Consider the following 23,566-nt stretch of genomic DNA (forward strand, 5'->3'; position numbering starts at 1 on the left):
GCGAATTCATCGTGCCGGTGGCATGATGAAAGGCCGGCGAACGCCGGGACGCTGCGAAGCAGCGGGGGACCGGCAGGTGGTCGGAGTCGCTCAGCCACAAGAGCGAACACCTCTCTGGCATTTGCGCAGTTCGGCCTTCTTGCCTAAGTACACAGTTCGCTGCGGTTCGTCCGCTCTTGCCAACTGACCGAATGGCTTCCTGATGACCGAATCCGATCTCGTCCCCGTCTTCGACGGCCACAACGACACGCTGCTGCGACTGTACCAGTCGAAAGACACCGACGTCGAAAAGCTGTTCATCGAGGGGACGCAGGGCGGTCATATAGACCTGCCGCGCGCGAAGAAGGGCGGCTTTGCCGGCGGCATGTTCGCGATCTTTCCACCGCCGGTCGAGAAGAGCAAACGCTCTGCGGTGCCGCCGGCGCCGAGCGACAATGAGCCGTTGCCGCCGGAACTGCCGCGCGCTGATGCGCTCAATTCCACCATCGGCATGGCCTCGATCCTGTTTCGGCTGGAGCGCGCGGGCGCGCTGACAGTCTGCCGCAGTGCCGGTGACATTCGCGACGCGATGGCGAAAGGTTCGATCGCGGCGGTGTTTCATATTGAAGGCGTCGAGGCGATCGATCCCGAACTTGCCTTGCTCGACGTGCTCTACGAAGCCGGCCTGCGCTCGCTCGGCATTGTCTGGAGCCGCCCCAACGCCTTCGGCCATGGCGTCCCGTTCCGCTTTCCGTCGTCGCCCGATACCGGACCGGGGCTGACCGATGCCGGCAAGGCGCTGGTCAAGGCCTGCAATCAGCTCAAGATCATGATCGACCTGTCGCATCTCAACGAAAAAGGCTTTCGCGATGTCGCCGCACTCAGCGATGCGCCGCTGGTCGCCACCCATTCCAACGTGCATGCGCTGTGCACCCATTCGCGCAACCTGACGGACTGGCAGCTCGGCGCTATCCGCGAGACCGACGGCATGGTCGGGCTCAACTTCGCCACCGGCTTCCTGCGTGAAGACGGACGGATGAATTCGGACACCAGCCTCGACATCATGGTGCGCCATGTCGACTCGCTGCTGCAGGCGCTGGGCGAGGACGGCGTCGGTCTCGGCTCCGATTTCGACGGGGCGATGATTCCGGCCGTCATCGGCGACGTTGCCGGCTTGCCGAAGCTGATAGATGCGCTGGCCGCGCGCGGTTTCGGACGCGCGTTGATCGAGAAGATCGCCTATCGCAACTGGCTGAGCGTTCTCGAAAGAACCATAGGCTGAGGCTTAAGCGCCCATGCGCTTCAGCCAATCCTGGCCGCCGCGATCCCTGATCATCGGCAGCGGGTTCTCCCAGTCCAGCCGCGCGCAGATGCGGTAGACTTCGAGCGTCTCGGCGCTCATCTCGCCGCGCTTGTAGAAGTACATGGCGGCGGCATAGCGGGCGCGACCCGACCATTTTTCGCCGAGCGGCGTGTTGACCAGCTGCCACTGTTCGGCGGCTTCCGCCCCATCATCCGGTTCGTCGGCCATGATCAGAAATCCGCCGGCGGATTGGCGGTGCGGCGGTCGAGCTTGATGAAGGGACGGGCCACCACCTTGGCCCGCTTCATCAGCTTCTGGTACTGCAACTCGCGCATGGCGTAGATCTCGACCCAGAGGTCTTCGACCATCCTATCACCATAGGGACGCGTCAGCGAGGCGATGGCGATATTGCGCTTGGCCATCGGCGACCACATGGCGGCGCTGACCAGCCCGACCTCCTGATGCTTCTTGTGATAGACGATGGCGTGCTCGGCCGGGATGTTGCCTTCGATCTCCAGCCCGACCAGCACGTAAAGCAGCTTGCGTTTGGCACGGGCTTCGAGGATGGCGCGGCGGCCATTGAAATGGCCTTTTCCCAGGTCGACCATAAAGCCGAGACCGATCTCGTCCGGCATGCGCAGACGGTCGGCGCGAATGGCATGGTCTGCGGTGGTGAAGGCGGCATTGGCGACGATCAGGCCGGCTTCCAGCCGGGCGCGATTGAGGGCGGCGTAGCCGATGGCGCGGATGCCGCGCAGCTCGCCTGCCGTCATCAGGCGGTCCCAGAGGCTGAGCGCTTTTTCGGCCGGCATGAACAGTTCGTAGCCGAGATCGCCGGTGAAGCCGGTGCGCGAGATGGTGATAGTGCCGCCATCGTGCGGGAATTCGGCGAGATCGAACACTTTGAGTTTTTCAACGCCGGCGAAACCCGCCTCGTGCAGCACGGCGAAGGAGGTTGGGCCTTGCAGAGCGAGACCAGCGACGCTTTCAGTCTCTTCCTCGACGGTCACTTCGAAACCGATGGCGCTGTCGAGCAGCCAGGGCAGGTGCCGCTCCTGCGAACACAGGCGGAAGCGGGTCGGCGACAGCCGGAACAGCGTGCCGTCATCGAGGACAAAACCTTCGTCGTCGCACCATGCGGTGTAGTGGACGCGGCCCGGTTTCAGCTTGGTGACATCGCGCAGCGTGACGCGATCGAGGAAGGCTTCGGCATCCGGCCCCTCGATGCGGTATTTGGTCATCGGCGAGATGTCGAACAAAGCCGCCTGGCTGCGGATGGCGAAATATTCGAGTTCCTCGTCCCACAGCGAATGCGGCGCGCGATAGCCGGCCCAATTATACCAGTCCTGAGTTTTGGCCAGCGCATCGATGCGCGGCTGGAACGGCGTGCCGAGACGCAGTGTGCGGAAATGCGACTGCGCTGTGGTGCGGGCGGCGTTGTTGACCGGACTCGTCATGACGGCATTCCTTCGCCGTAAAGTGCGGCGTTGACTGGCTGAAACATCCGATCATCCCTTCATCGCGCTGATGCGCCGCGCCGCATTCAAACCGGGAGCAACCGAAACGCCGCCGCCCGGATGCGAACCGGCGCCGGCCAGGAACAGCCCCTCGATCGGCGTGTCGTAGCCCGACCAGCCGGAGACCGGCCGCGACATCAACATCTGGTCGGCCTGCAATTCGCCGTGGTGCCAATGGCCCCCCGGCATGCGGTAGTTGGCTTCGATATCGGCTGGCGTCAAAAGCTCGGCATGCAGCACGGACTTGCCGATACCGGGGGCGTAGGCTTCGATCTGCGCCATGACAGCGCTGAGGAATTTCGGCTTGCCGGCGTCCCAACCCTCTTTCAGCGCATAAGGCGCGTATTGCACGACAGCCGACAGTACACAGGCGCCGCTTGGCGCGAGCGACGGGTCGGAGAGCGACGGCAGTGTGATCTCCATCACCGGTTCGGCTGAGAACTCGCCATATTTCGACGGGTTGAAGGCGCGCTCGACATGGTCGGGCGAGGGCGCGATAACCAGACGGCCCTTGTGATTATCGGCGTCGACGCCGGAAAATTGCGGTGGCCGATCGAGCGCCAGATGGAGCTTCGCCGCGTCGCCCCTCATGCGGATGTTCTTTACCTTGCGCACGAAACCCGTGTCGATCTCGCGCGGGCCGATGAGATCGAGCATTGTGGTCGCCGGGTTGATGGCGGAAACGATCGTTCTGGCGTGCAGCACCTCGCCGCCGTCGAGGGTCACGCCGAGGGCGCGGCCTTTCTCGACGACTATCCTGGCCGCGGGCGCTGCCGTGCGGACGGTGACGCCGGCTTTCTCCGCCGCCGCGCGGATCGTGGCGACGACTGCACCCATCCCACCTTTCGGCAGCATCTGCGCGCCGGTTTTGCCGCCGGTCTCGCCGGCCAGCCGATAGTAGAGGCCGAGCAGGGAGGTCGGCGAACGCGGGCCGAGGTGGCTACCAAGCGTGGCGTCGAAGGCAAGCAGGCCCTTCAGCCTGATATCGGCAAGCTGCTCGTCGAGCAGGTCGGCGACGTTCATCAGGAGAACGCGCAGGAAGTCGCGCATGTCTTCCTTGCCGAGCTTTTTCAGCGCCACGGCCGTCTGGCCGAGCGCTGCCGTTTCAAGCAGCGACATGCCACCGAGATCGGGCGGGCGCCGCGACAGGAACGGTTTCAGGATGCCGGCATAGCGCATGAGTTGCGCGCGCAATTCCTTCCAGGCGGACTGCTCGGACGGAGTGGAGCCGGTCAGCACTTCGCCATAGGCGCCATGCAGGACAAGCGGCGGGCCGTCCTTCGCCAAGGCGACCGACGGCATGAAGTCTGTACGGGTGACCTGCAGCCCGTGTTTCTCCAGCTCCAATGTCTTCACCACGTCGGGGTGCAGGCGGTTCAGCACATGCGCGATCGAGGAGACCCGAAAACCCGGCGCAAACTCTTCGGTGCGCGCCGCGCCGCCGACATCGCCGGCGGCTTCCAGCACCAGCACCTTGCGGCCGGCTTTCGCCAGAGTGGCGGCAGCGACAAGGCCGTTATGGCCGCCGCCTATGATGATGGCATCAAATGACGTCATGGGCCGGGCTCATATGGGAGGTCGATTTGGCGAGATCGCGCAGGATTTCGGCTGCCGCATTGCGGCCGGGCGCGCCCATGACGCCGCCGCCGGGATGGGTCGAGGATCCGCACATATAGAGCCCGCCGACCGGCGAACGGTATTGCGCGTAGCCCGGCACCGGCCGGTTGAACAGCAGCTGGTCGAAGGTCAGCTCGCCCTGGAAAATATTGCCTTCGGTCAGCCCAACCTCGGCCTCGATCTCGCGTGGCGTGCGCACCTCCATATGGACGATGCGGTCGCGGAAGCCTGGCGAGTATTCCGCGATCTGCGCAACCACGCTTTCAGCGAAACCGTCGCGGTCGGCATCGGTCCAGTCCTGGCCATTCACCTTGGGCGGCGCGTACTGCACGAAGCAGCTCATAAAATGCTTGCCCGGCGGCGCCATGGTCGGGTCGAGCGTCGTTGGGATGACCATGTCGAGGAATGGGTCGGCCGACCAGCGACCGGCCTTCCAGTCGTCATAGGCGCGCTCCATGCGCTCCATGGAATCGGTGAAATGCATGTCGCCGCGATAAACGGGTGAATCCTTCGGCAGTGCCGGGAATTCCGGCAGAGAATCCAGCGCGATGTTGACCTTGCCGGAGGAGCCGCGGATCTTGAAGTTCCTGACCCGCCGCAGGAAAATGTCGGGCAGTTCCTTCTCCTCGACCAGTTTCAGGAATGTGCGTTTGACGTCGGCGTTGGAGACGACGAGCTTGCCGTAGACCTCCTCGCCGCCGGCCAGCACCACGCCCTTGGCCTTGCCTCGGCTCACCAGCACATGGTCGACCTCGGCGCCGGTACGGATGGTGCCGCCGGACGCCTTGAAGGAACCGGCGAGCGCCTTGGCGACGGCGCCCATGCCGCCGCGCGCATAGCCCCAGGCGCCGACCGAGCCGTCGACCTCACCCATATAATGGTGCAGCAGCACGTAGGCTGTGCCGGGCGACATCGGCCCGAGTGCGGTACCGATGATGCCGGACAAAGCGAAGTTCGCCTTGATGACATCGGTCTCAAAATATTCGTCGAGGAATTCCGAGATCGACATGGTCCAGAAGCGCAGCGTCAGCGCCATTTCTTCTGATGACAGGCCGGCGAATTTCTTGCCGAGATAGAGAAGCTCTCCGAGGTCACGCGGCTTGAGACTGGTCGGGTCCGGTGCGGTGCGCATCAGCAGCGGCTGGATGAAGCGGCACTGCCGCGTCACGTCGCGCGAATAACGGTCATAGGCCTCGGCGTCGCGCCTGGAGAAGCGGGCAAATTCGCGCCGGTGCGCATCGTGATCGCGGTAGTTGGCGAGGTAGTCGCCATCGCGCGTGAACACGGCGCCGCCCTCATAGGAAATCACCTGCAAGCCGAAGCGCGGCAGTTCGAGGTCGCGCATGATTTCGGGGCGAAACAGCGAGCAGACATAGGAGCAGTTGGAGTAGAGGAAGCCCGGCGTCAGCTCGCGGCTGGTAGCGGCGCCGCCGACCCAGTCGTTCTTTTCCACCACCAGCACGTCGAGCCCGGCGCGTTGCAAATAGCTGGCGTTGACCAGGCCGTTGTGTCCGCCGCCGATGACGATCGCATCCCAAGCTTTCATTCGCGCCCAGCCTTCATGGTGCTCGACCCTTCATTTTTCGCGTGATTTGTCGCCGAATGCGCGGAATTTGGCACGGCAGCGGCTATTCTGTCCAGCCGTTCTGAATGAATGTTCAACAAATGATATTGCGTTTTCCTGTTAATACGCTACGCTTTGCCGGCATTCGAACCTGCGCAATTCGGCTGATGGGACTTAAGGTCTGATGATCGAAACGGCAGATGGCGAGCCGGAATATGACGACGCCGCGATCCGCTTCCTCGAGGCGCTGTGGGGCGAGGGTTATCTGTCGCCGGGCGGACCAGACGAGGTCGACCGGGTGGTCGAAGGGCTGTCGCTCAGGGGCAAGACGATCCTCGACATCGGCTGCGGCTCCGGCGGCATCGCGCTGCATCTGGTCGAGCGCCACGGTGCCGCTCATGCCACCGGCTTCGACATCGAGCGGCCGGTGATCGAGGCGGCCAGAAAGCGGGCTGCTGTACGAGGGCTTTCAGACCGCGCCAGCTTCGTCCAGGCGCCGCCGGGGCCGCTGCCTTTCGCCGACGCTTCGTTCGATGTCCTCTTCTCCAAGGATGCGCTGGTGCACGTGCCCGACAAGGACGCGCTGTTTGCCGAAATCTTCCGTGTGCTGAAGCCGGACGGCGTCTTTGCCGCCTCCGACTGGCTGATCGGCCATGACGGCGAGCCGTCATCTGAGATGAAGGCCTATGTCGCGGCCGAAGGCCTGTCCTTCGCCATGGCCTCGCCGGCACGCTATGCGCAAGCGATGCGCAGCGCCGGCTTTGCCGATGTCGCCGTCAGAGACCGCAATTCTTGGTATCGCAAGGTCGCGCGCGGCGAGCTGGAAAGGCTGAAAGGCCCGCTCTACGAGACGGCGGCAGCCGCGGTCGGAGCGGCCTATATCGACAAGAACATCAAGACCTGGGAGGCCATGCAGAAGGTGCTTGACAGTGGCGAGCACCGTCCCACTCATCTTCGCGGGTGGAAGCCGGCTGTGGTGGGATAGCCGGCAATGTGGAGCATGACGGCACCGATGAAAGCTGCAGCGCGCGAAGAGCGATCCTCCGACACGTCTGGAAAAACCGAACCGGAAAAACGCGGCCGCAAGGCGTCGAAGGAGGTCAGGCAACAGCAGCTGATCGAAGCGACCATCGATTCGCTGGCCAAGCGCGGTTATTCGGAAACGACGATGGCCGATGTCGCTGACGGCGCCGGCCTGTCGCGCGGCATCGTCAACTTCCATTTCGAGAGCAAGGAGAAGCTGCTCGTCGCCACGCTTGCCTATATGGCCGACGACTATGCGGCGCATTGGCGCGTCGCGCTGACCAAGGCCGGCGAGGATCCAGCCCGGCAGCTGCGGGCGCTGGTCGCCGCCGATTTCGACCGTTCGATCTGCAACAAGCGCAAGCTCGCGGCGTGGTGCGCGTTCTGGGGCGAGGCCAAGTCGCGGCCGACCTACCAGGCGCTGTGCGGGGCGCGCGACGCGGCCTACCAGAAGATATTCATCGACCTCTGTGCGACGCTCAAGCAGGGCGGTGGCTATGCCTATGAGCCGCAGGTCATGGCGCTCGCGCTCAGCGCCATGCTGGAGGGCTTGTGGCTGCGGCTGATGATGGGGACCGAGGACGTCACCCGTGAGAGCGCGCTGCAGGCGGCAAACCAATTCCTGTCAGCCGCCTTTCCGAAACACTACCCGCCGGACAGCGGACGTTGACAACAACCGGCGGATCCAAGCCGGAGCGAACAATCAGAAACAAAGAGGATGGAACAGCATGAAAAGAATAACCCGACGCCTGACACTGACATTGGCGCTGACGGCGACGCTGGCGGCTTCGGCCGCCGCGCTTGCGGTCGCCGCCGACAAGGACCTGATCGTGTTCGACTGGTCCGGCTATGAGGACCCGAGCTTCCACCCCAGATATGTCGAGAAGAACGGCGACTCGCCGACCTTCGCCTTCTTCGGCGACGAGGACGAAGCCTTCGAGAAAGTGCGCTCCGGCTTCAAGGCCGATCTTGGTCATCCCTGCTCGCAGAGCGTGACAAAGTGGCGCGAGGCGGGGCTGCTGCAGCCGCTCGACACCTCGAAGATCACCGGCTGGAAGGATCTCAATCCCGGTATCATGGCGATGAAGGATCTGGCCACCACGTCGGACGGCAAGGCCTGGTTCATGCCGTGGGACTGGGGCAACACCCAGCTCACCTACAACTCCGACAAGATCGACGCGAAGGATGTGCAGTCGCTGAAGGCCTTCGCCGATCCCAAGTTCAAGGGGCGGGTCTCGATCGGCGACAATGTCGACGACGCCTATGCGCTGGCCAGCCTTGCCATCGGGCTCAAGGACTGGACCAAGATGACGGACGACCAGTTCAAGCAGGCGTCCGATTTCCTGCGCCAAGTGCACAAGAATGTGCGCTCCTACTGGACCGACACCACGGACGTCGTCCAGCTGCTGAGCGGCGGCGAGGTCGATCTCGCCTGGGCATGGAACGATGCCACGGTACAGTCCGTCGCTGCCGGTGTGCCGATCAAGTCCAAGAAGGATACGGACGAAGGCATCTCGACCTGGGTCTGCGGCTACGTGCTGTTCAAGGACGCACCCGGCAATGTCGACAAGGCCTATGACTACCTCAACGCAATCAACGATCCCGAGACCGGCCAAGGTGCTGGTCAAGGACTGGGGTTATGGCCAGGCCAACGCCAAGGGCATGGCCGGCGTCGACCCGGCGATCCTGAAAGAAAAGGGCTATGACGACGTGCAGAAATTCGTCGACAAGACACTGTTCCAATCGCCCGTGCCGTCGTCGCTCAAGCTCAAGATGATCGCCGAATTCGAGAAGATCAAGGCAGGCTACTAAAGCTCTGTCCGGCCTCCTCCGTCTGCCTGTCAGTGCGCCGGGCAGACGGTCTCGCCAAGGCCGCTGAAATTCCGTAACGTCGCCCGGCCGCTTTTCGCGATGAGGAGTTTCGCGCCATGAATTCCATGCTTCGCCGCCTCGCCCTTGCCGCTGCTCTTACAGTCGGCGCCGGCGCCGTGCTTGCTTATGCCGAAGGCGGCGGCGACCTCGTCGTGTTCGACTGGTCAGGCTATGAAGATCCGTTGCTGCACCCCGACTACACCGCCAAATACGGCGCCGAGCCGACCTTTGCTTTCTTCGGCGACGAGGAGGAAGCGTTCCAGAAGATGCGCGCCGGCTTCAAGGCCGACATCGCCCACCCCTGCTCACAAAGCGTGACCAAGTGGCGCGCGGCCGGCATTCTGCAACCGCTCGACACCTCCCGGATCGCCGGCTGGAAGGATCTCAATCCCGGCATCATGGCGATGAAGGATCTCGCCGTCACCGCCGACGGCAAGGCCTGGTTCATGCCGTTCGACTGGGGCAACACTTCGCTGCTCTACCGCACCGACAAGGTCACGGCGGAGGAAGCGCAGTCGCTGAAGATTTTCGCCGATCCCAAATTCAAGGGCCGCGTCACCATCGGCGACAATGTCGATGACGCCTATGCGCTGGCCAGCCTGGTCATCGGCCTCAAGGACTGGACCAAGATGACCGACGCGCAGTTCCAGGAGGCGTCCGCCTTCCTGCGTGACGTCCACAAGAACATCCGCTTTTACTGGACCGACGACACCGACCTCAACCAGGCCTTTACCGGCAATGAGGTCGACCTCGTCTGGGGCTGGAATGAGACCTTCGTGACGCTCAAGGGCCAAGGCATGCCGATCGCCATGAACCGCGACACCAGGGAAGGCATATCCACCTGGGTGTGCGGCTATGTGCTGATGAAGGATGCGCCGGGCAAGCTCGATCAGGCCTATGATTTCCTCAGTGCGGTCAACGCGCATGCCGTGTCCGATTACTTGGTCAAGACCTTCGGCTACGGCCACGGCAACAGCGCCGGGATGGCCGCGATCGACCATCAGGTGCTGAGCGACCGTGGCTTCGACAATCTCGACAAGTTCTTGGACAAGACGCTGTTCCAGCAGCCGGTGCCGCCTGAGCTCAAGCAGCGCATGGTCACGGAATTCGAGAAGATCAAGGCCGGCTATTGAGCGACAGGACTGAAAGAACCGATGTCGTCATCGTCGGCGCCGGTTTCACCGGCCTGTCGGCTGCGCTTGAGCTGAGAAAGGCCGGCATCGATGTCGTGCTGCTCGAAGCACGCGACCGCATCGGCGGCAGGGTCGAGGCTATTCGCAACGGGCTTGGCGAGCGCATCGACAGCGGCGGACAGTTTTTCTGCGAAGACATGCCGGAGGTCACGGCGCTGGCGGCGTCCCGTGGCAAGGCCTTCGTCGAAACCTATGTGAATGGCGATTTCATCACCCATCCATCGCTGTCGGTCGAACAGGCCGAACGGACCTATCATGGCGCGATGGCAATCCGCGAGCGGATGAATGCGATCGAGCCGGACGATCCCTCGATCGCCGGCATGAGCGCTGCCGCCTGGCTCGAACGCCAGCCTGATCCCACTGACGCCAAGACGGCTTTCCGCTCGATGATCGAAGGCCTGTGGTGCCTGGCGATGGACAAGGTGCCGCTGTGGTACCTCATCGACAATGACCGCCGCATCACCAACGAGGTGCCCGAGCTGCAATATTCACTGCTTGAAACCATGCAGTCGCTGGCCGAGGACATGGCGGGAGATCTCGGCGACAGGGTTTGGCTGAACGAACCGGTTACGCGCATCGAGCACGGGCCGCAACGGGTTCGTGCCGTCTCGGCAGGCAGCTCCATCGAAGCGCGAAAAGTGCTGGTCGCGCTGCCGCCGGCGACGGCCGCGAAGCTGGATTTCGCGCCCGCTCTGCCGCCGGCTCTCGCAAAGGCGCTCGGCGTCTGGGAAAGCGGTGCGGTGATCAAGATCCTGGTGCGCTATCCCACGCCGTTCTGGCGCGAGCGCGACCTGTGCGGCATGGTGATGTGGCGCGACCTGCCGGGCCTGTTCGCCTGTGACGCCAGCAAGGATGCGCAACATGCCGCGCTGGTCGTCTTCGTCGGCGGACCGCTGGCCTTGCATTGGCGTCCGCTCGCGGACGCGGCGTTGCGTGCGGAGGTCACGGCAAGGCTCGTTGATGCCCTTGGGCCGGAGGCAGCCGACATTGTCGATTTCAGCCAGCGCGACTGGATCGATGACCGCTGGAGCGGCGGCGCCTACAGCGACCTTATTGTCGATGTGACGGCACGGGATGCCGAGCGCACGATCCGTGCCGGCGCAGATCCTGTTCATTTCGCATCGTCGGAACTGTCGCCGTCATTCCCGGGCTATCTCGAAGGCGCCATCGTGATGGGGCGGATCGCAGCCAAACAGATCGCGACGGAACTTAAAATTCTTAGTGGAGCATGATCTTATTCCGAAAACCGGTTCCCACTTTTCGGGATCATGCTCAGTCCGCCATCGCCACCAGGGCCTCGGGATCGTAGCCGAGGCGGATCGAAGTGCCGACGGGGATATCGTCGGCGCCGAAGTCGTTGGTCTCGGTGACCGACAGTGGCTTTTCCAATCCGGGTATCTCGACGATCAGGTGGGTGATCTCGCCAAAATAGTGGCGTTCGACCACCTTGCCGGCCACTTCGAATTTCGCCGTCGCATTGTCCCACAGCACGCGCAATCGCTCCGGCCTGATGCCCAGAGTGGCGCCGCCGCCATTGCGCACGAAGGCCTTCGGCTTGTCGGTCCTGACCCGGCCGAAGCCCAGCGTGTCGACGACCAGCGAGGCGCTGCTCTCCTCGACGATCTGCGCTTTTACGAAATTCATGCCGCCGAGGAAATCGGCGACCTGGCGGTTGACCGGCCGCTGGTAGATTTCCTTGGGCGAGGCGACCTGGGCGATCTTGCCGCCGAACATTACGGCGATGCGGTCGGACATAGCGAGCGCCTCATACTGGTCATGGGTGACCAGCACGAAGGTGATGCCGACCGCCTGCTGCAGGCGGCGCAGTTCGACCTGCATCTGCTCGCGCAATTTCTTGTCGAGTGCCGACAGCGGCTCGTCGAGCAGCAGCACCTTGGGCCGCATCACCAAGGCGCGGGCGAGCGCCACGCGCTGGCGCTGGCCGCCGGAAAGCTCGGTGGCGAGGCGTTTGCCGAGGCCGGTGAGCGACACCTGCGCCAGCCCTTCCTCGACGCGGCGCTTTTCTTCCGTTCCTCCCAGCCTGAGCCGTTTCAGCCCATAGGCGACATTCTGCTCGACATTGAGATGCGGGAAGATGGCATAACTCTGGAATACCATGTTGGTCGGCCGGCGGTTGGCGGGGATGCCTTCCATCGACTGGCCGCCGACCGAGATCGAGCCGCTGGTCGGGTTGTCGAAACCGGCAATCATGCGCAGCAGCGTAGTCTTGCCGCAGCCGGAAGGGCCGAGCAGCGAAAAGAATTCGCCCTCCTTGATGGTCAGCGAGGCGTCGTCGAGCGCCTTGAACGCCCCATAGCTGCGGGTAACGCTGCGGATTTCGATCATTGCTCGGTCGGTTTGGGGTCGATCAGATTGGGCCCGCTCGGACTTATCTTGCTTGGATGGTTCATCCTGAGGCCGTTCGGCCCGGGACTGCTCAGGCATAGAGGCCTCCCTCGCTCTGGGTGCGTCTGGCCGCATGGCGGCGCAGGATCTCGGCAACGGTCATCAAAACGAAAGAGGCAACCAGCAGCAGCGTGCCCAGCGCCAACACACCCGGCAGCTTGGCGGCAAAGCGCAACTGGCCCCAGATATAGATCGGCAGCGTCGTCTCGGTGCCGGTCAGGAAGAAAGCGATGACGAACTCGTCGAGCGAGATGGTGAAGCAGACCAGGAGGCTGGAAATGATCGCCGGCGCCACCATCGGCAGCGTCACCCGCCGGAAGGTGCCGAAGGCACTCTCGCCGAGATCGGCGGAGGCTTCTTCGAGGCTGCGGTCGAAGCCCTCGAAACCGGCGGTCAGCACCGTCATCGAATAGGGAATGCAGATCAGGACATGGCCGAGTACGACGGTGAACAGCGAAAGGCTCAAGCCCAGTTGCAGCATGACCAGCAGCATGGAGATGGCGAGGATGATTTCCGGCAGCACCAGCGGCGCCATGATCAGGCCATTGATTGTGCGGCGGCCGGGATAGCGGTAGCGGGTGATCGAGCGGGCGGCGAGGATGCCGAGCAGCGTCGCCAGCACCGATGCCGAGATACCGACGATCAGGCTGTTCCAGGCGGCGTCAAGCAGCGCCGGCGTCTTCGGCAGGTCTTGGTACCATTTCAGCGTATAGCCGGTGAGAGGAAATTTCGGCGTCGGCGCGGTGTTGATCGAGAAGATCGGCAGGAAGATCACCGGCAGATAGAGAAAGACGACGTAGAGGAAGGCGTAGGCGGACAGCCAGCCGCCGGGAAAAAGGCGCCGCCTCGCTGTCATCGCGCCAGCCTCTGCAGCGCGCGGATGATGAGCACGGTGGCGCCCGCCATCAGCGTCACGACCAGCATGGTGGTCACGGACAGTGCCGCGCCGAGTGGCCAGTTGGAGGCCTTATGGAACTGCGACTCGATGGCATTGGCGATCATCACGCCATCCTTGCCGCCGACCAGCCTTGGGGTGACATAGTCGCCGACGGTGGGGATCATGACGATGAGAGCGGCCGAGATGACGCCCGGCGCCGACAGCGGCAGCGTCACGCGCAGGAAGGAGCGCAGCGGGCCGTCGCCAAGATCGGTGGCAGCCTCGACCAAGGTGCGGTCGACCTTCTCGAGCGAAACGAAGATCGGCAGGATGGCGAAGGCCGCCCAGGCGTGTGTGAGCGTGATGATGACGGCGCTGGAATTGTAGAGTAGCGCGGTCGATGGTTCGTCGATGATGCCGAGGCCCATCAGGCCGGAATTCAGCACGCCATTATAGCCGAGGATGACTTTCCATGACATCACGCGCAGGAGATAGCTGGTCCAGAACGGGATGGTAATCAGGAACAGCCACAGGCTCTTGTGGCGACCGCCATGGAACGAGATGAAATAGGCGATCGGATAGGCGAGGATGACGGTGAAAAAGCTCACCGTCAGCGAAATGTAGAGCGAGCGCCAGAGCAGATCGCGGTAGATCGGCTCGGTCAGCGCGATGCGATAATTCTCCAGCGTGAATGTATGGTCGATGGTGAGGTAGTTCTGCGTCCAGAAGGAGTGGGCGAAGACCACCAGGATCGGCACCAGCAGCAGGATCAAAGCGTAGACCAAGGTCGGGCTGATCAGGGCAAGGCCCTGGACGGACTCGGACTGCAGAAGGGCGTTTCGCCTTGCTCGCGTCATGCGCCGCGTGGGCACCCCTTCGGCAGCTACCGTCATTGCAGCGACCCGGGCGTGATCTCGGTTGCTGGCTCGAACTGTTCCGCCATGATGCTCCCTTCGACCGGGCCGGCTGCCTGTTCCCAATTTTTGCGGAGCGCGCTTTGCTGGCCGAGCTCCAAGCTTGCCGGCTTTCTTTCATCATGAGCGCATCCGTGCATTGAAATCAAGCGCTATTTCTGTAATATTGATTGAACGGACATTCAAAATGGAGTGAAGAAAGCCGGCTTTCCTGCCCTTGGCGCTTCATGTTCTGTCCGGTGAAAATTACGCTCAGACGATGCGAGGCAATGATGGCGGCTGCAAGAGACCTAAGAGCGATGGAAATGGCTGACGGTGACGATGCGGTCGAGCTGGCCAAGCGTCATCTCGTTCAGCCCTGGCCTTATGCCGGCTCGGTCGGCAATGAAGCGCGTGCGCTGATCGGCGAGGGCGATGGCATCTACATCACCGATGTAACAGGCAAGCGACTGATCGACGGGCCGGCCGGCATGTGGTGCATCAATGTCGGCCACCGCCGCGAGGAGCTGGCCAGGGTGATGTACGACCAGGCGATGATGCTGTCCTACAACACGCCCTGGTATACGATGAATGCGCCGTCGGCCGAGCTCGCCAAGCGCCTCGCCGATCATGCGCCGGGCGATCTCAGCCATACTTTCTTCACCACCGGCGGATCGTCGGCTGTCGAGACGGCACTGCGCTTCATGCAGTTCTACAACAATGTGCGCGGGCGGCCGGAAAAGAAGCTGATCCTCAGCCGCGGCGGCGCCTATCACGGCTCGACCTATCTGTCGGCCTCGCTCAACGGCCGGCCGCGCGACCGCGACTGGATGGACGGCGCCGACGATCTGGTCGTCAAACTGTCCTCGCCAGACCCGTTCCGGCGGCCGAAAGGCATTGACATCGCCGCGTTCTGCGATTTCCTGGTCGATCAGTTTCGCGATACGGTCGCCCGCGTCGGCGCAGAGAAGATCGGTGCTTTCGTCGGCGAACCGGTGCAGGCATCCGGCGGCGTCGTCGTGCCGCCGGATGGCTATCTCAAGCGCATTCGCGAAATCTGCAGGGACAACGATATCCTCTATATCTCCGATGAGGTGGTGACCGGCTTCGGGCGGCTCGGCCATGTCTTTGCCTCCGGCGATGGCTTCGGCATCGACCCCGACATGATCACCTTCGCCAAGGGCGTTACATCAGGCTATTTCCCGCTTGGCGGCGTCATCATCTCGGAGCGGCTGCTTCAGGAAATGCGCCGTTCCAACCATCCCGATGCGATGTTCGGCCATGGCCTGACCTATACCAGTCATCCCATCGGCTGCGCGGTGGCGCTGAAGAACCTCGATATCCTGGAAGACAGCGTGCTGGCCCACACGCGCGATGTCGCGCCCTATTTCCAGGCGCAGTTGAAGACGCTGGAGGAACTGCCGCTGGTTGGCGAAGTCCGCGGCATGGGCCTGATGGGCTGCGTCGAGTGCGTGGCCGACCGCGAAAGCAAGGATCCGCTGCAGCTCGACAAGGATGTCGGCAAGCGCATCGACGCGCATTGCCACGAACTCGGCCTCCTGGTCCGGCCGCTGATCAACATGTCCGTGATGTCGCCGCCGCTGATCATCACGCGAGAGCAGATCGACGACATGGTGGCGATCCTGCGCGAAGGCATTTCGCGGACCATGGATGATCTGCGCAAAGAGGGCGTGTGGCAGGGGTGACTGGCAGTTCCGCCCCTACACCTGCGAGCGCATAGCCTCATTGAGGTTCCACATGTCCTTCTCCTCCGGCGCCGTCTCCAGGCCCAGCACCGGGATCTGCTTGCGCAGATGGTCGTGGTGGGTGCGCACACCGTATTCGAGGTCGGAGAGATAAAAACCCTCGAAGGCCTCCGAGATCATGGACTCGTTTGACCAGACGGAAAGCTGCACGTCCTCGTTCATGGTATCGCGGTCGATGCGGTAGGCGAGATAGCGGGCGGCCGCCTGTTCCCGGGTCTCGTCGGGGTAGCGGTAGATGGCGCCGCGCAGCAGCGTCTCGCCGGTCGACAGCGGGAACTCCTGATAGAACTGCACCGATTCCGGCATGATCGACAGCGCGTTGTTGGGGAAGATGCCGTAATAGATCCAGGCCCTGCGCAGATGCTCCGGCAGGTGTGAGGCATCGGGCGTGAGCTTGATGTATTCGCGCACGCTCCAGCGCCGGCCGGCATGCGGATTGTAGGTGGCAAACGAGCGCGACACGCCGTTGATGAACGGCTCGTCGAAATAGGTTGAGCCGTAGAGATCCTGCAGCGCCGGATGCGCCATGGCAACGTGGTAGCCTTCATTGTCGACGTCGCGCACCGACTTCCAGTTGACCGGCGTCTTCTGTGTCCAGATGCCCCAGGACGGCACCATCTCGGCCACATTGTAGTGTGCCATCTCGGCCTCGATCGGCTTCAACAGTTCGGCCACCGAAGGCTGCGGGCCGCCCTTGCGAAAGCGGACAAAGATGAAGCCCATCCATATCTCGAGGTCGAGCGGCATCAGGCCGAATTCGGTCTTGTCGAGCTCGGGGAAGGAGCGCGGCCGGGCGGCGCCGCGCAGCGTGCCGTCGAGATTGTAGACCCAGCCATGGAACGGGCAGACCAGCGCGTTCTTGCAGGTGCCCTGGCTGTCGGCGACGACGCGGCTGCCGCGATGCCGGCACATGTTGTTGAAGGCGCGCACGATGCCGTCCTTGCCGCGCACGATGAGCGCCCGCTCGCCGACCACGTCCATAGTCAGATAGTCGCCGGCATTCGGCACGTCGCAGACATGGCCGGCGATCTGCCAATGGTTCCGGAAGACGTATTCCTTCTCAAGTTCGAGAAGGGCGTCGGAGTGATAACTCCAGCCCGGCAGACCCCGCCGGTCCCAATCATTGGGGATCGCCACGTCACGGAGATGCGGGTTCATAAAAAAGCTCTTCTTTTATTGAATACTCATTCAATAAAACCATATTTTGCATTGAAATGCAATGGCTTGTAGAAATCTCAACTTTTCAAGCCGGTACAACAGGGCCGCCTGAAAGCCAGAAAATCCCGGAATATCCGGGCGTTAACCGGGGTCGTGAAATAGCTGTCCGGCATGCGGATTTGGCCGTGCCGAGCTTGCAAACACGGCTCGCTCCGAGACGAAAAATACCTGGCGTCCGCAAATTCGATCCGCAGTGTGAGCTTGTTCATAGTGCGGTCGACAGGAAGCGGGCTTGGTGCGTTCGCGGCCCGCCTGTCGTCAACATTTGATTGCGCGCATGAAACAGCTTCGCAAATGCATCTTGCCGTCGGCACATGACCGGATCTGTCCGGATATGCCCGAATTTCTTGTTTCAAACCTGTTACGCGGGCAAGCCAAGCGCATCATTCGCCCGTTACCAGGCGCGCTTAGGTTCGTTTCATAAGAAAACGAAGGGGAGCAGCTATGCATACGAAAGTCAAGATCGCCAGCAACGAACGGCGCGCCAAACTGGCACTGCGTCAGCGCGCCAGCGACCATCCGGTTGCGCTGTTCTCCATGCTGGGCGCCTGCGCTCTGGCCGTCATGTTCCTGACACCGGCTTCCGGTCCGGCCTTCGCTTCGCTCAACCCGCCGGCCAATGTCGTCCAGGGCGCGCCGACCACCATCAAGACCGCCCGGCTGCCGGAGCCGGAAATCGATTTTGCCTGCCAGGGCCAGGCCTGGGGCGCCGAGAGCGCGGAGTGCCTGCGCGTCATCGCCGCCCAGTCCGGCGTGCACAAGGCGCGTTCCGTCCGCATGATCGCCAACGCAGCGCCGCTGACCACGACACCCAACGTTTTCTGAACCTCCCGAGCGCTTCCTCCCGCGCTCGTTCTTGGCTCCCGCCGCTTCCCTCGGTCGGGAGCCTCTTTTTTAGGGCCTATCGATACTCGGGTGAGGCCGGCTTGCGCATGGAGGTTCCCTGCGCTTCCGGTGCTCGCGTACTTCAAGTACGCTCCGCTCCGGTTCTCGGGAACCACCATTCTCGACTCCGCCTGACCCGAATCTCGATAGACCCTACGTGGGTGCTTCGGAAAACTTAGCCGGCGGCGGCGACCTGGTCGGCTATTGCCGAGAGTACGCCGCGGACGTCCAGAGTCGAGAACGGCTTTTCCAGGATTTGCGGGCGCTGCGGCGCCGGCAAGGCTTCGATCTCGGCCTTGGCGCCGATCAGGTCGCCGGTTACCAACACGAAGCGTTTGGCCAGCGCCAGGTTGTCGGCGAGCAATTCGCGGTAGATGGCAATGCCGCTGGTGCCAGGCATGCGCAAGTCGGAAAAGACGATGTCTGGCGGCATGTGGCCGGTCAAGGTCGCCGCCGCCGACGTCCAGGCCGGCACGACCCGCGACTTGATACCCATCAGTTCCAGGATGTCGGAGAGGGAGCCGGCGACGTCGGGTTCGTCGTCGATGATCAGCGCATGGCGCAAGCCGCTGGAACGAGCCGGGCTGTCGCCGGCTGCTGCCGCGCCGCCGGTGATTACCGGCAGCTGGACGACGAAGCGCGCGCCACGCGGCAGCACCTCCTCGAACCAGATATTGCCGTTGTGGCGCTCGACGATCGATTTCGAGATCGACAGGCCGATGCCGGTGCCGACGCCGACCGGCTTGGTGGTGAAATAGGATTCGAAGATGCGGCTGCGGATCGCCTCGGGAATGCCCGGTCCGTTGTCCTCGACCGAAAACCCGGGGTTGCCGCGATCGCTGCGGAATGTCCGCACCTTGATCAGGCGGTCGCCGCCGATACCGGCCAGAGCGTGTTGGCTGTTGATCAGGAAATTGGCGGCCACCTGCGTGACGTGGTCGGCATCGGCCATCGCCAGCAGCGGGCCGGGCGCGAAATCGGTGTCGATGATGATGCCGCTCGAGCGTGCGCCATAGGCGGTTACTTCGAGTGCGGCGCGGATCACCTGGTTGAGATCGGTCTCGGCCTGCGCCGCCGGATGCAGGCGCACCATCGACAGGAAGCTTTTGACGATGCGGCCGCAGCGCTCGGCAGCGGCGCGCACTTTCTCGGCGCGAACCTTGGTCTGCGGGTCGGTGGCGAATTCATGCAGCAGCGTCGACTGCGCAACGACCACGGCGAGCGGGTTGTTGAGCTCGTGCGAAACACCGGCCAGCAGTGAACCCATCGCCGCCATCTTCTCGTTCTGGTGCAGTTTTTCGCGCTGGCGGTTGATCTCTTCTTCGGCGCGCAGCTTATCGCGCAGATCGCGGATCGAACCGAAGATGAGCTGACGGTCAGCCACCCGCATCTCGGTCGCCGTCAATTCGATGGGAAACACCTCGCCGGCCGCATTCTGTGTCACGGTCTCAAGCCGCTGGCCAACCATCGGCGCGCCGCGGCCAGACATGTATTCGGCGCCCGAGACATAGCCCTTGCGGTAATATTCCGGCACCACGGTATCGAGCAGGTCCTTGCCGAGGATGTCGCTGCGCTGATAGCCGAACATCTTTTCGGCGGCCGGATTGAATTCGATGATCGAGCCGGTCTCGTCGATGACGATGATGGCGTCGAGCGACGCCTGCAGCATGGTGCGGCGGATGACTTCGCTGGCATGGGCGTCGGACGGCGAGTGCTCGATGGCGTCGCCGATGGCGAGCGCGATGATGTGCATCGTCGCCTCTTCCTCTTCGGTCCATTCGCGCTCGTTTAGGCAGTCATTGACCGCGAACGTGCCCCACAGATGACCGTGCGCGAACACCGATACCGACAGGAACGACTTGATGTGCTGCTTTTCGAAATCGGCCCTGAGGAACCCGTCGAGATCGCGCGTATGGCCGGCGAAGATCTTGCCTTGCCGCTCGTCCTCTCCAATCCGCTCCAGCAGCGGATCGGTATCGACGATCGACTGCATGATCACCGTCGGCGAAGCCAGTTCGCCGCCGAAGCGAGGATCGATCCAGTAGGCGGCGACCGATTGGGCGAAGCCCTGGCCGGGCAATTCGCGCAGCCTGAACAGGATGCCGCGCTGGCAATTCATGGCGCTGCAGAGCGTTTCGAGGATGGTTTCCATCTCGCGCTGCCAGTCGCCGGCATCGCGCAACCGGCGGACGACGCGCACAGCCGCCATCGCGGCGCTCTGGCGAGCGCCTTGCGGGTCCATACGTGGTGCTGGTTCAGCGGTCATGTCAGCCATCAGTAAAGGGCCGTCGAATTAGGCAGCTATGGAGCATTTCACGAAAAAGGTGAAACGCTCCATGTTTCAATGCAATCCCGAACGGAAATCGCTACGCACTGTTCCTGGAATTGCTAGAGCGTTTCACCGTTTCACGGAAACGGAGAAGCCTCTATCTCTTTGTTTTTACGCAATTCCGGGCGGAAAACCGCGTACACTTTTCCTGTAATTGCTCTAGTGCCCGTCACCGGTCGGCAGCGAGAAGATATAGCCTTCGCCGCGCACTGTGCGCAAAAATTTCGGATTGGCCGGATCGGTTTCGATCTTCTTGCGCAGCCGCATGATGCGAATGTCGACGGCGCGCGACGATTCAGGATCCTCAACAAAACCAATCGCCTCGGAGATCGCCGATCGCGTCAACAGCCGGTTGGCGCGGGTCAGGAAAACCTCCAGCACATCGAACTCGCTCTTGGCCATGTCGATGACGGCGCCGTTGGCGCCGGTGACAAGCCTGCCGTCGAGGTCGGCCTGGAACGGGCCGAAGGTCAGGCGGCGGCCGCCATCGGCTTGTGTCTTCGCCGCCTGGGGCGGGCTCGGCTGCGGAACGCGGCGCAGCACGCTGCGCACACGAGCCAGCACCTCACGCAACTCGTAGGGCTTGACGATGTAGTCGTCGGCGCCAAGCTCCAGCCCGACAATGCGGTCGAGTGCGGTGCCGGCAGCCGTGGCATAGATGATGCCGACCGGTATTTTCGAGCGCAGCCAGCGGCCGAGCGACAGTCCGTCCTCGCCCGGCATGGCGATGTCGAGAATGGCCAAATGAAACGATTCCGTCTCCAGCAAGGCGCGCGCCTCGGCCGCGCTTCCGGCCTGGGTCACATCGTAGCCGTTGGCGCCGAGATACTCGGCTACCGCGTCCCGGAGATCGGGCTCGTCCTCGACGATGACAATCCGTGCCCGCACTATGGCCTCGCTCCCGCTTTCAGCGGAAAGTAGATTGGGTATAAACATGATGTCCAGCACTCATATCCGGTTGCGGGGGAACGGGAAGAAAAACATGGCTGCACGATCCGTCATCGCGCTGGTTTCCGTCGCCGATGTGGTGGCCGGCGATCTTGCCGATCATCTCGACCGGCGCGGCCATGACGTGCGCGAGGCGCGGCAGCCCTGGGAAGCTGAATCCCTGCTTTCGGCCGGAGGCATCGATATCGTCATCGTCGGCGACAGCCTCAGCCAGGCGGAAGGGCGGGACCTGCTCAGGCGTTATGGCGGCGGCCAGAGCGCGGACGGGAAGGCGGGGCCGGATTTCATCCTGATCTGCCGGCCGGCCGATCTGGTCGACAAGGTGCTGGCGCTCGAGCTTGGCGCCGCAGATGTCGTCGAAAGTCCGCTCAATGTCAGGGAGCTTGCCGCGCGCATCGGCGGCCTGCTGACGCGGCGCGGCAGGTCCGCCCAGGAACTGATCGTGCTGGAAAATGCCACCGTCGATTTGCGGTCGGCCATCGTCATGCACCGTTCGGGTACGGAAGAACAGCTGTCGCCGGGCCAGGTGGCGCTGCTCAGGCTGTTTCTGGCCAGCCCGCGCAAGGTGCTGACGCGCGACGACATCATTGCGGCGGCGCCCGCCGAAAATGCCGATGCCTTCGACCGCTCGATCGATTCGCGCATCGTGCGGCTGCGCCGCAAGCTCGACACCGAAACCATCACAACTATACGCGGCGCAGGCTACCGGTTCGACCCGCCGACGCAGCGCGCCGACTGAGGGTCGGGAGGCTGGATTGTTCCTCGGCTCGCCCAAAAAAGCTGCGCAATCTCGGGCGCCATGCATAGGCGTCAGCGCACCACCAGAAGCGATGGTCCCGACGGCAATTCGCTGGCGACTACGATTTCGCTGGCGGCATGCGCGCGGTCCTTCAGGAGAACCGTGGCGAGACCGGCAAAGCCGAGCAGGCCTTGTGCATAGAGCAGTACCGAAAGCACGGAGGCTGCAGATTTCGTCTTCATCGGTTGTCCCCAAAAATCAGAACCGCGGGTGCTTCAGGATAAACCCGAAGTGCCCGCGTCGCCCACGGAGCCCCCCGTTGCGACGCGGGCCTTCGGTCCTCTCGGCAGCAAGTTGCCGGAGGGGCCGCGCATCCACTTCAACCCGAGGCCGACCCGCCAGAGGGCCCAGAGACGTTGATGCGCAGACTGGAGACAATCCAGACCAAGGCTATGAACAGCGCGGCATGCAGCGTCGAAATCTCACCCGAATTCATCACCGCCAGTTTCGTCATCGGGGTGCCGGCTACTGTGCCGATGCCGCCGACGACAAATGCGGCGATGCTTATCCTGAAGAGCCAGGACAGGGTGGTCGATTTGATGCTCATTTTCGTTGGCGCCGGCTGTTCTCGTTGGGATGACTGTGCCGCGAGCCTGTAACCAGATCATGCCGCCCAGGCCGCGCTTTGTTGCAAGTCGGTTTCGAGCGAAGCCAATCTTCTTTCATATAAGGACATCAGCACTTTCGTTTGGGGGCGCGGTGCGTGATCGGGAGTGCGCAGCGAAGGCGGAGCACGCTTCCCTTGTCCACCTTGCTTGTTAACCAGAGGAAACAGATTCGAAACACAAACGAGCCTCAGCGAAGTCAGTCTGAAACATGGCGCGGGGATAAGGCGGCCACCGAATTGACGCCGGCAGGACCGGCAAAGAGGAGCCATCATGTACAAAGCCATTTCCGCCAAACTCATCAACGTCACCGCCGCAGCCGGCGGCGCCGCGCTTCTGCTTGGCACCGCCAACAGCACCGCCCATGCCGCGGCAAACCAGATCGTGGCGCGTGTTTCGCTGTCGCAGCAGACCATGGAAGTGCTGGTCGATGGCCGGCCGACTTTCGCCTGGAAGGTCTCGACCGGCGACAGTGCGCATGTCACGCCGACCGGCTCGTTCAAGCCGACCCGCATGCACGAGATGTGGCATTCGAAGAAATACGACAACGCGCCGATGCCGCATTCGGTCTTCTTCAGCGGCGGCTACGCCGTGCATGCGACCAACGCCATCAAGCGGCTGGGACGGCCGGCGTCGCATGGCTGCGTGCGGCTGCATCCCGACAATGCCGCCGACTTCTACCAGTTGGTCGAAACCTTCGGCCCGACCAACACCAGCATCGTCATCGTCAAGTAGCAGACTGCGTTTGGAGCGATGGTGCAGCGCAGCCGGC

Annotated in this window: 21 protein-coding genes and 1 pseudogene; 10 read left to right on the plus strand and 12 right to left on the minus strand. The window is 62.9% G+C overall.

Annotated elements, in window-relative coordinates; translation table 11 throughout:
* Window positions 1-202: 202 nt before the first annotated feature.
* On the plus strand, window positions 203-1,261 hold the full coding sequence (locus tag NKI10_RS17680; RefSeq protein ID WP_352861189.1) for a dipeptidase: 1,059 nt from the start codon (window positions 203-205) through the stop codon (window positions 1,259-1,261).
* A gap of 3 nt (window positions 1,262-1,264) precedes the next feature.
* Here NKI10_RS17680 and NKI10_RS17685 read toward each other — a convergent pair whose 3' ends face one another.
* Genes NKI10_RS17685 through NKI10_RS17700 form a run of 4 tightly spaced genes read right to left on the minus strand, consistent with a single transcriptional unit; the run spans window position 1,265 to window position 5,962 of the window.
* The gene (locus NKI10_RS17685; RefSeq protein ID WP_023715012.1) at window positions 1,265-1,510 is read right to left on the minus strand and encodes a hypothetical protein; all 246 of its coding nucleotides are present in this window, start codon (window positions 1,508-1,510) and stop codon (window positions 1,265-1,267) included.
* A gap of 2 nt (window positions 1,511-1,512) precedes the next feature.
* Complete coding sequence (locus NKI10_RS17690) at window positions 1,513-2,739, minus strand: aminomethyl transferase family protein (protein ID WP_352861192.1); 1,227 nt, start codon at window positions 2,737-2,739, stop codon at window positions 1,513-1,515.
* A 51-nt stretch (window positions 2,740-2,790) separates the two neighbouring features.
* Window positions 2,791-4,356, minus strand: a complete 1,566-nt coding sequence (locus NKI10_RS17695; protein WP_352861194.1) for a phytoene desaturase family protein — start codon at window positions 4,354-4,356, stop codon at window positions 2,791-2,793.
* Complete coding sequence (locus NKI10_RS17700; RefSeq protein WP_352861196.1) at window positions 4,343-5,962, minus strand: phytoene desaturase family protein; 1,620 nt, start codon at window positions 5,960-5,962, stop codon at window positions 4,343-4,345. Before NKI10_RS17700 ends, NKI10_RS17695 begins: the two co-directional genes overlap by 14 nt.
* A gap of 202 nt (window positions 5,963-6,164) precedes the next feature.
* Between NKI10_RS17700 and NKI10_RS17705 the strand changes: the two genes are divergently transcribed.
* The 5 genes and pseudogenes from NKI10_RS17705 (at window position 6,165) to NKI10_RS17725 (ending at window position 11,300) form a co-directional block, all read left to right on the plus strand.
* Window positions 6,165-6,965: a class I SAM-dependent methyltransferase gene (locus NKI10_RS17705; RefSeq protein WP_352861197.1), complete on the plus strand. Its 801-nt coding sequence runs from the start codon at window positions 6,165-6,167 to the stop codon at window positions 6,963-6,965.
* A gap of 27 nt (window positions 6,966-6,992) precedes the next feature.
* On the plus strand, window positions 6,993-7,673 hold the full coding sequence (gene betI, locus NKI10_RS17710; protein WP_352861199.1) for a transcriptional regulator BetI: 681 nt from the start codon (window positions 6,993-6,995) through the stop codon (window positions 7,671-7,673).
* A gap of 58 nt (window positions 7,674-7,731) precedes the next feature.
* Window positions 7,732-8,815: pseudogene (locus NKI10_RS17715) on the plus strand (ABC transporter substrate-binding protein).
* 116 nt (window positions 8,816-8,931) lie between these two features.
* Window positions 8,932-10,008, plus strand: a complete 1,077-nt coding sequence (locus tag NKI10_RS17720; protein WP_023670074.1) for an extracellular solute-binding protein — start codon at window positions 8,932-8,934, stop codon at window positions 10,006-10,008.
* Entirely contained in the window at window positions 10,005-11,300 is a 1,296-nt protein-coding gene (locus tag NKI10_RS17725; protein WP_352861201.1) for a flavin monoamine oxidase family protein, read from the plus strand. The genes NKI10_RS17720 and NKI10_RS17725 overlap by 4 nt, the downstream gene beginning before the upstream one ends.
* Before the next feature lie 40 nt (window positions 11,301-11,340).
* On the opposite strand, the gene NKI10_RS17730 is transcribed toward NKI10_RS17725, so the two are convergent.
* The 3 genes from NKI10_RS17730 to NKI10_RS17740 all read right to left on the minus strand — a co-directional run bounded on the left by NKI10_RS17730 (window position 11,341) and on the right by NKI10_RS17740 (window position 14,244).
* Entirely contained in the window at window positions 11,341-12,414 is a 1,074-nt protein-coding gene (locus NKI10_RS17730; protein ID WP_352861203.1) for an ABC transporter ATP-binding protein, read from the minus strand.
* A 91-nt stretch (window positions 12,415-12,505) separates the two neighbouring features.
* Window positions 12,506-13,330, minus strand: a complete 825-nt coding sequence (locus NKI10_RS17735; RefSeq protein ID WP_023670071.1) for an ABC transporter permease — start codon at window positions 13,328-13,330, stop codon at window positions 12,506-12,508.
* The gene (locus NKI10_RS17740; RefSeq protein WP_023701363.1) at window positions 13,327-14,244 is read right to left on the minus strand and encodes an ABC transporter permease; all 918 of its coding nucleotides are present in this window, start codon (window positions 14,242-14,244) and stop codon (window positions 13,327-13,329) included. Before NKI10_RS17740 ends, NKI10_RS17735 begins: the two co-directional genes overlap by 4 nt.
* Window positions 14,245-14,537: 293 nt before the next feature.
* Here NKI10_RS17740 and NKI10_RS17745 point away from each other — a divergent pair, with 293 nt between their 5' ends.
* Window positions 14,538-15,950, plus strand: coding sequence for an aminotransferase (locus NKI10_RS17745; protein WP_352861205.1), 1,413 nt, complete (start codon window positions 14,538-14,540; stop codon window positions 15,948-15,950).
* Between the two features lie 15 nt (window positions 15,951-15,965).
* On the opposite strand, the gene NKI10_RS17750 is transcribed toward NKI10_RS17745, so the two are convergent.
* Window positions 15,966-17,168, minus strand: a complete 1,203-nt coding sequence (locus NKI10_RS17750; RefSeq protein WP_352861207.1) for an aromatic ring-hydroxylating oxygenase subunit alpha — start codon at window positions 17,166-17,168, stop codon at window positions 15,966-15,968.
* Between the two features lie 504 nt (window positions 17,169-17,672).
* Here NKI10_RS17750 and NKI10_RS17755 point away from each other — a divergent pair.
* Window positions 17,673-18,053, plus strand: a complete 381-nt coding sequence (locus tag NKI10_RS17755) for a hypothetical protein (RefSeq protein ID WP_352861209.1) — start codon at window positions 17,673-17,675, stop codon at window positions 18,051-18,053.
* A 235-nt stretch (window positions 18,054-18,288) separates the two neighbouring features.
* Here the strand turns inward: NKI10_RS17755 and NKI10_RS17760 are convergent, their stop codons facing one another.
* Together NKI10_RS17760 and NKI10_RS17765 are read right to left on the minus strand one after the other, a co-directional pair.
* Window positions 18,289-20,379 (minus strand): hybrid sensor histidine kinase/response regulator, encoded by a 2,091-nt coding sequence (locus NKI10_RS17760; RefSeq protein ID WP_023670065.1) that lies wholly within the window; start codon window positions 20,377-20,379, stop codon window positions 18,289-18,291.
* A gap of 222 nt (window positions 20,380-20,601) precedes the next feature.
* Window positions 20,602-21,330, minus strand: coding sequence for a response regulator (locus NKI10_RS17765; protein ID WP_023670064.1), 729 nt, complete (start codon window positions 21,328-21,330; stop codon window positions 20,602-20,604).
* Between the two features lie 94 nt (window positions 21,331-21,424).
* Here NKI10_RS17765 and NKI10_RS17770 point away from each other — a divergent pair, with 94 nt between their 5' ends.
* A complete protein-coding gene (locus NKI10_RS17770; protein WP_023670063.1) occupies window positions 21,425-22,129 on the plus strand; it encodes a response regulator transcription factor in 705 nt (234 codons plus the stop codon).
* Between the two features lie 71 nt (window positions 22,130-22,200).
* On the opposite strand, the gene NKI10_RS17775 is transcribed toward NKI10_RS17770, so the two are convergent.
* Together NKI10_RS17775 and NKI10_RS17780 are read right to left on the minus strand one after the other, a co-directional pair.
* Window positions 22,201-22,371 (minus strand): hypothetical protein, encoded by a 171-nt coding sequence (locus NKI10_RS17775; protein ID WP_023670062.1) that lies wholly within the window; start codon window positions 22,369-22,371, stop codon window positions 22,201-22,203.
* A gap of 137 nt (window positions 22,372-22,508) precedes the next feature.
* Window positions 22,509-22,736 (minus strand): hypothetical protein, encoded by a 228-nt coding sequence (locus NKI10_RS17780; protein WP_352861211.1) that lies wholly within the window; start codon window positions 22,734-22,736, stop codon window positions 22,509-22,511.
* Window positions 22,737-23,067: 331 nt separating this feature from the next.
* Between NKI10_RS17780 and NKI10_RS17785 the strand changes: the two genes are divergently transcribed.
* Window positions 23,068-23,529 (plus strand): L,D-transpeptidase, encoded by a 462-nt coding sequence (locus NKI10_RS17785; protein ID WP_023683946.1) that lies wholly within the window; start codon window positions 23,068-23,070, stop codon window positions 23,527-23,529.
* The last annotated feature ends 37 nt before the right edge of the window (window positions 23,530-23,566 follow it).

Origin of the sequence: Mesorhizobium sp. M0802, assembly GCF_040320115.1 — a bacterium.
Lineage (GTDB): Bacteria > Pseudomonadota > Alphaproteobacteria > Rhizobiales > Rhizobiaceae > Mesorhizobium.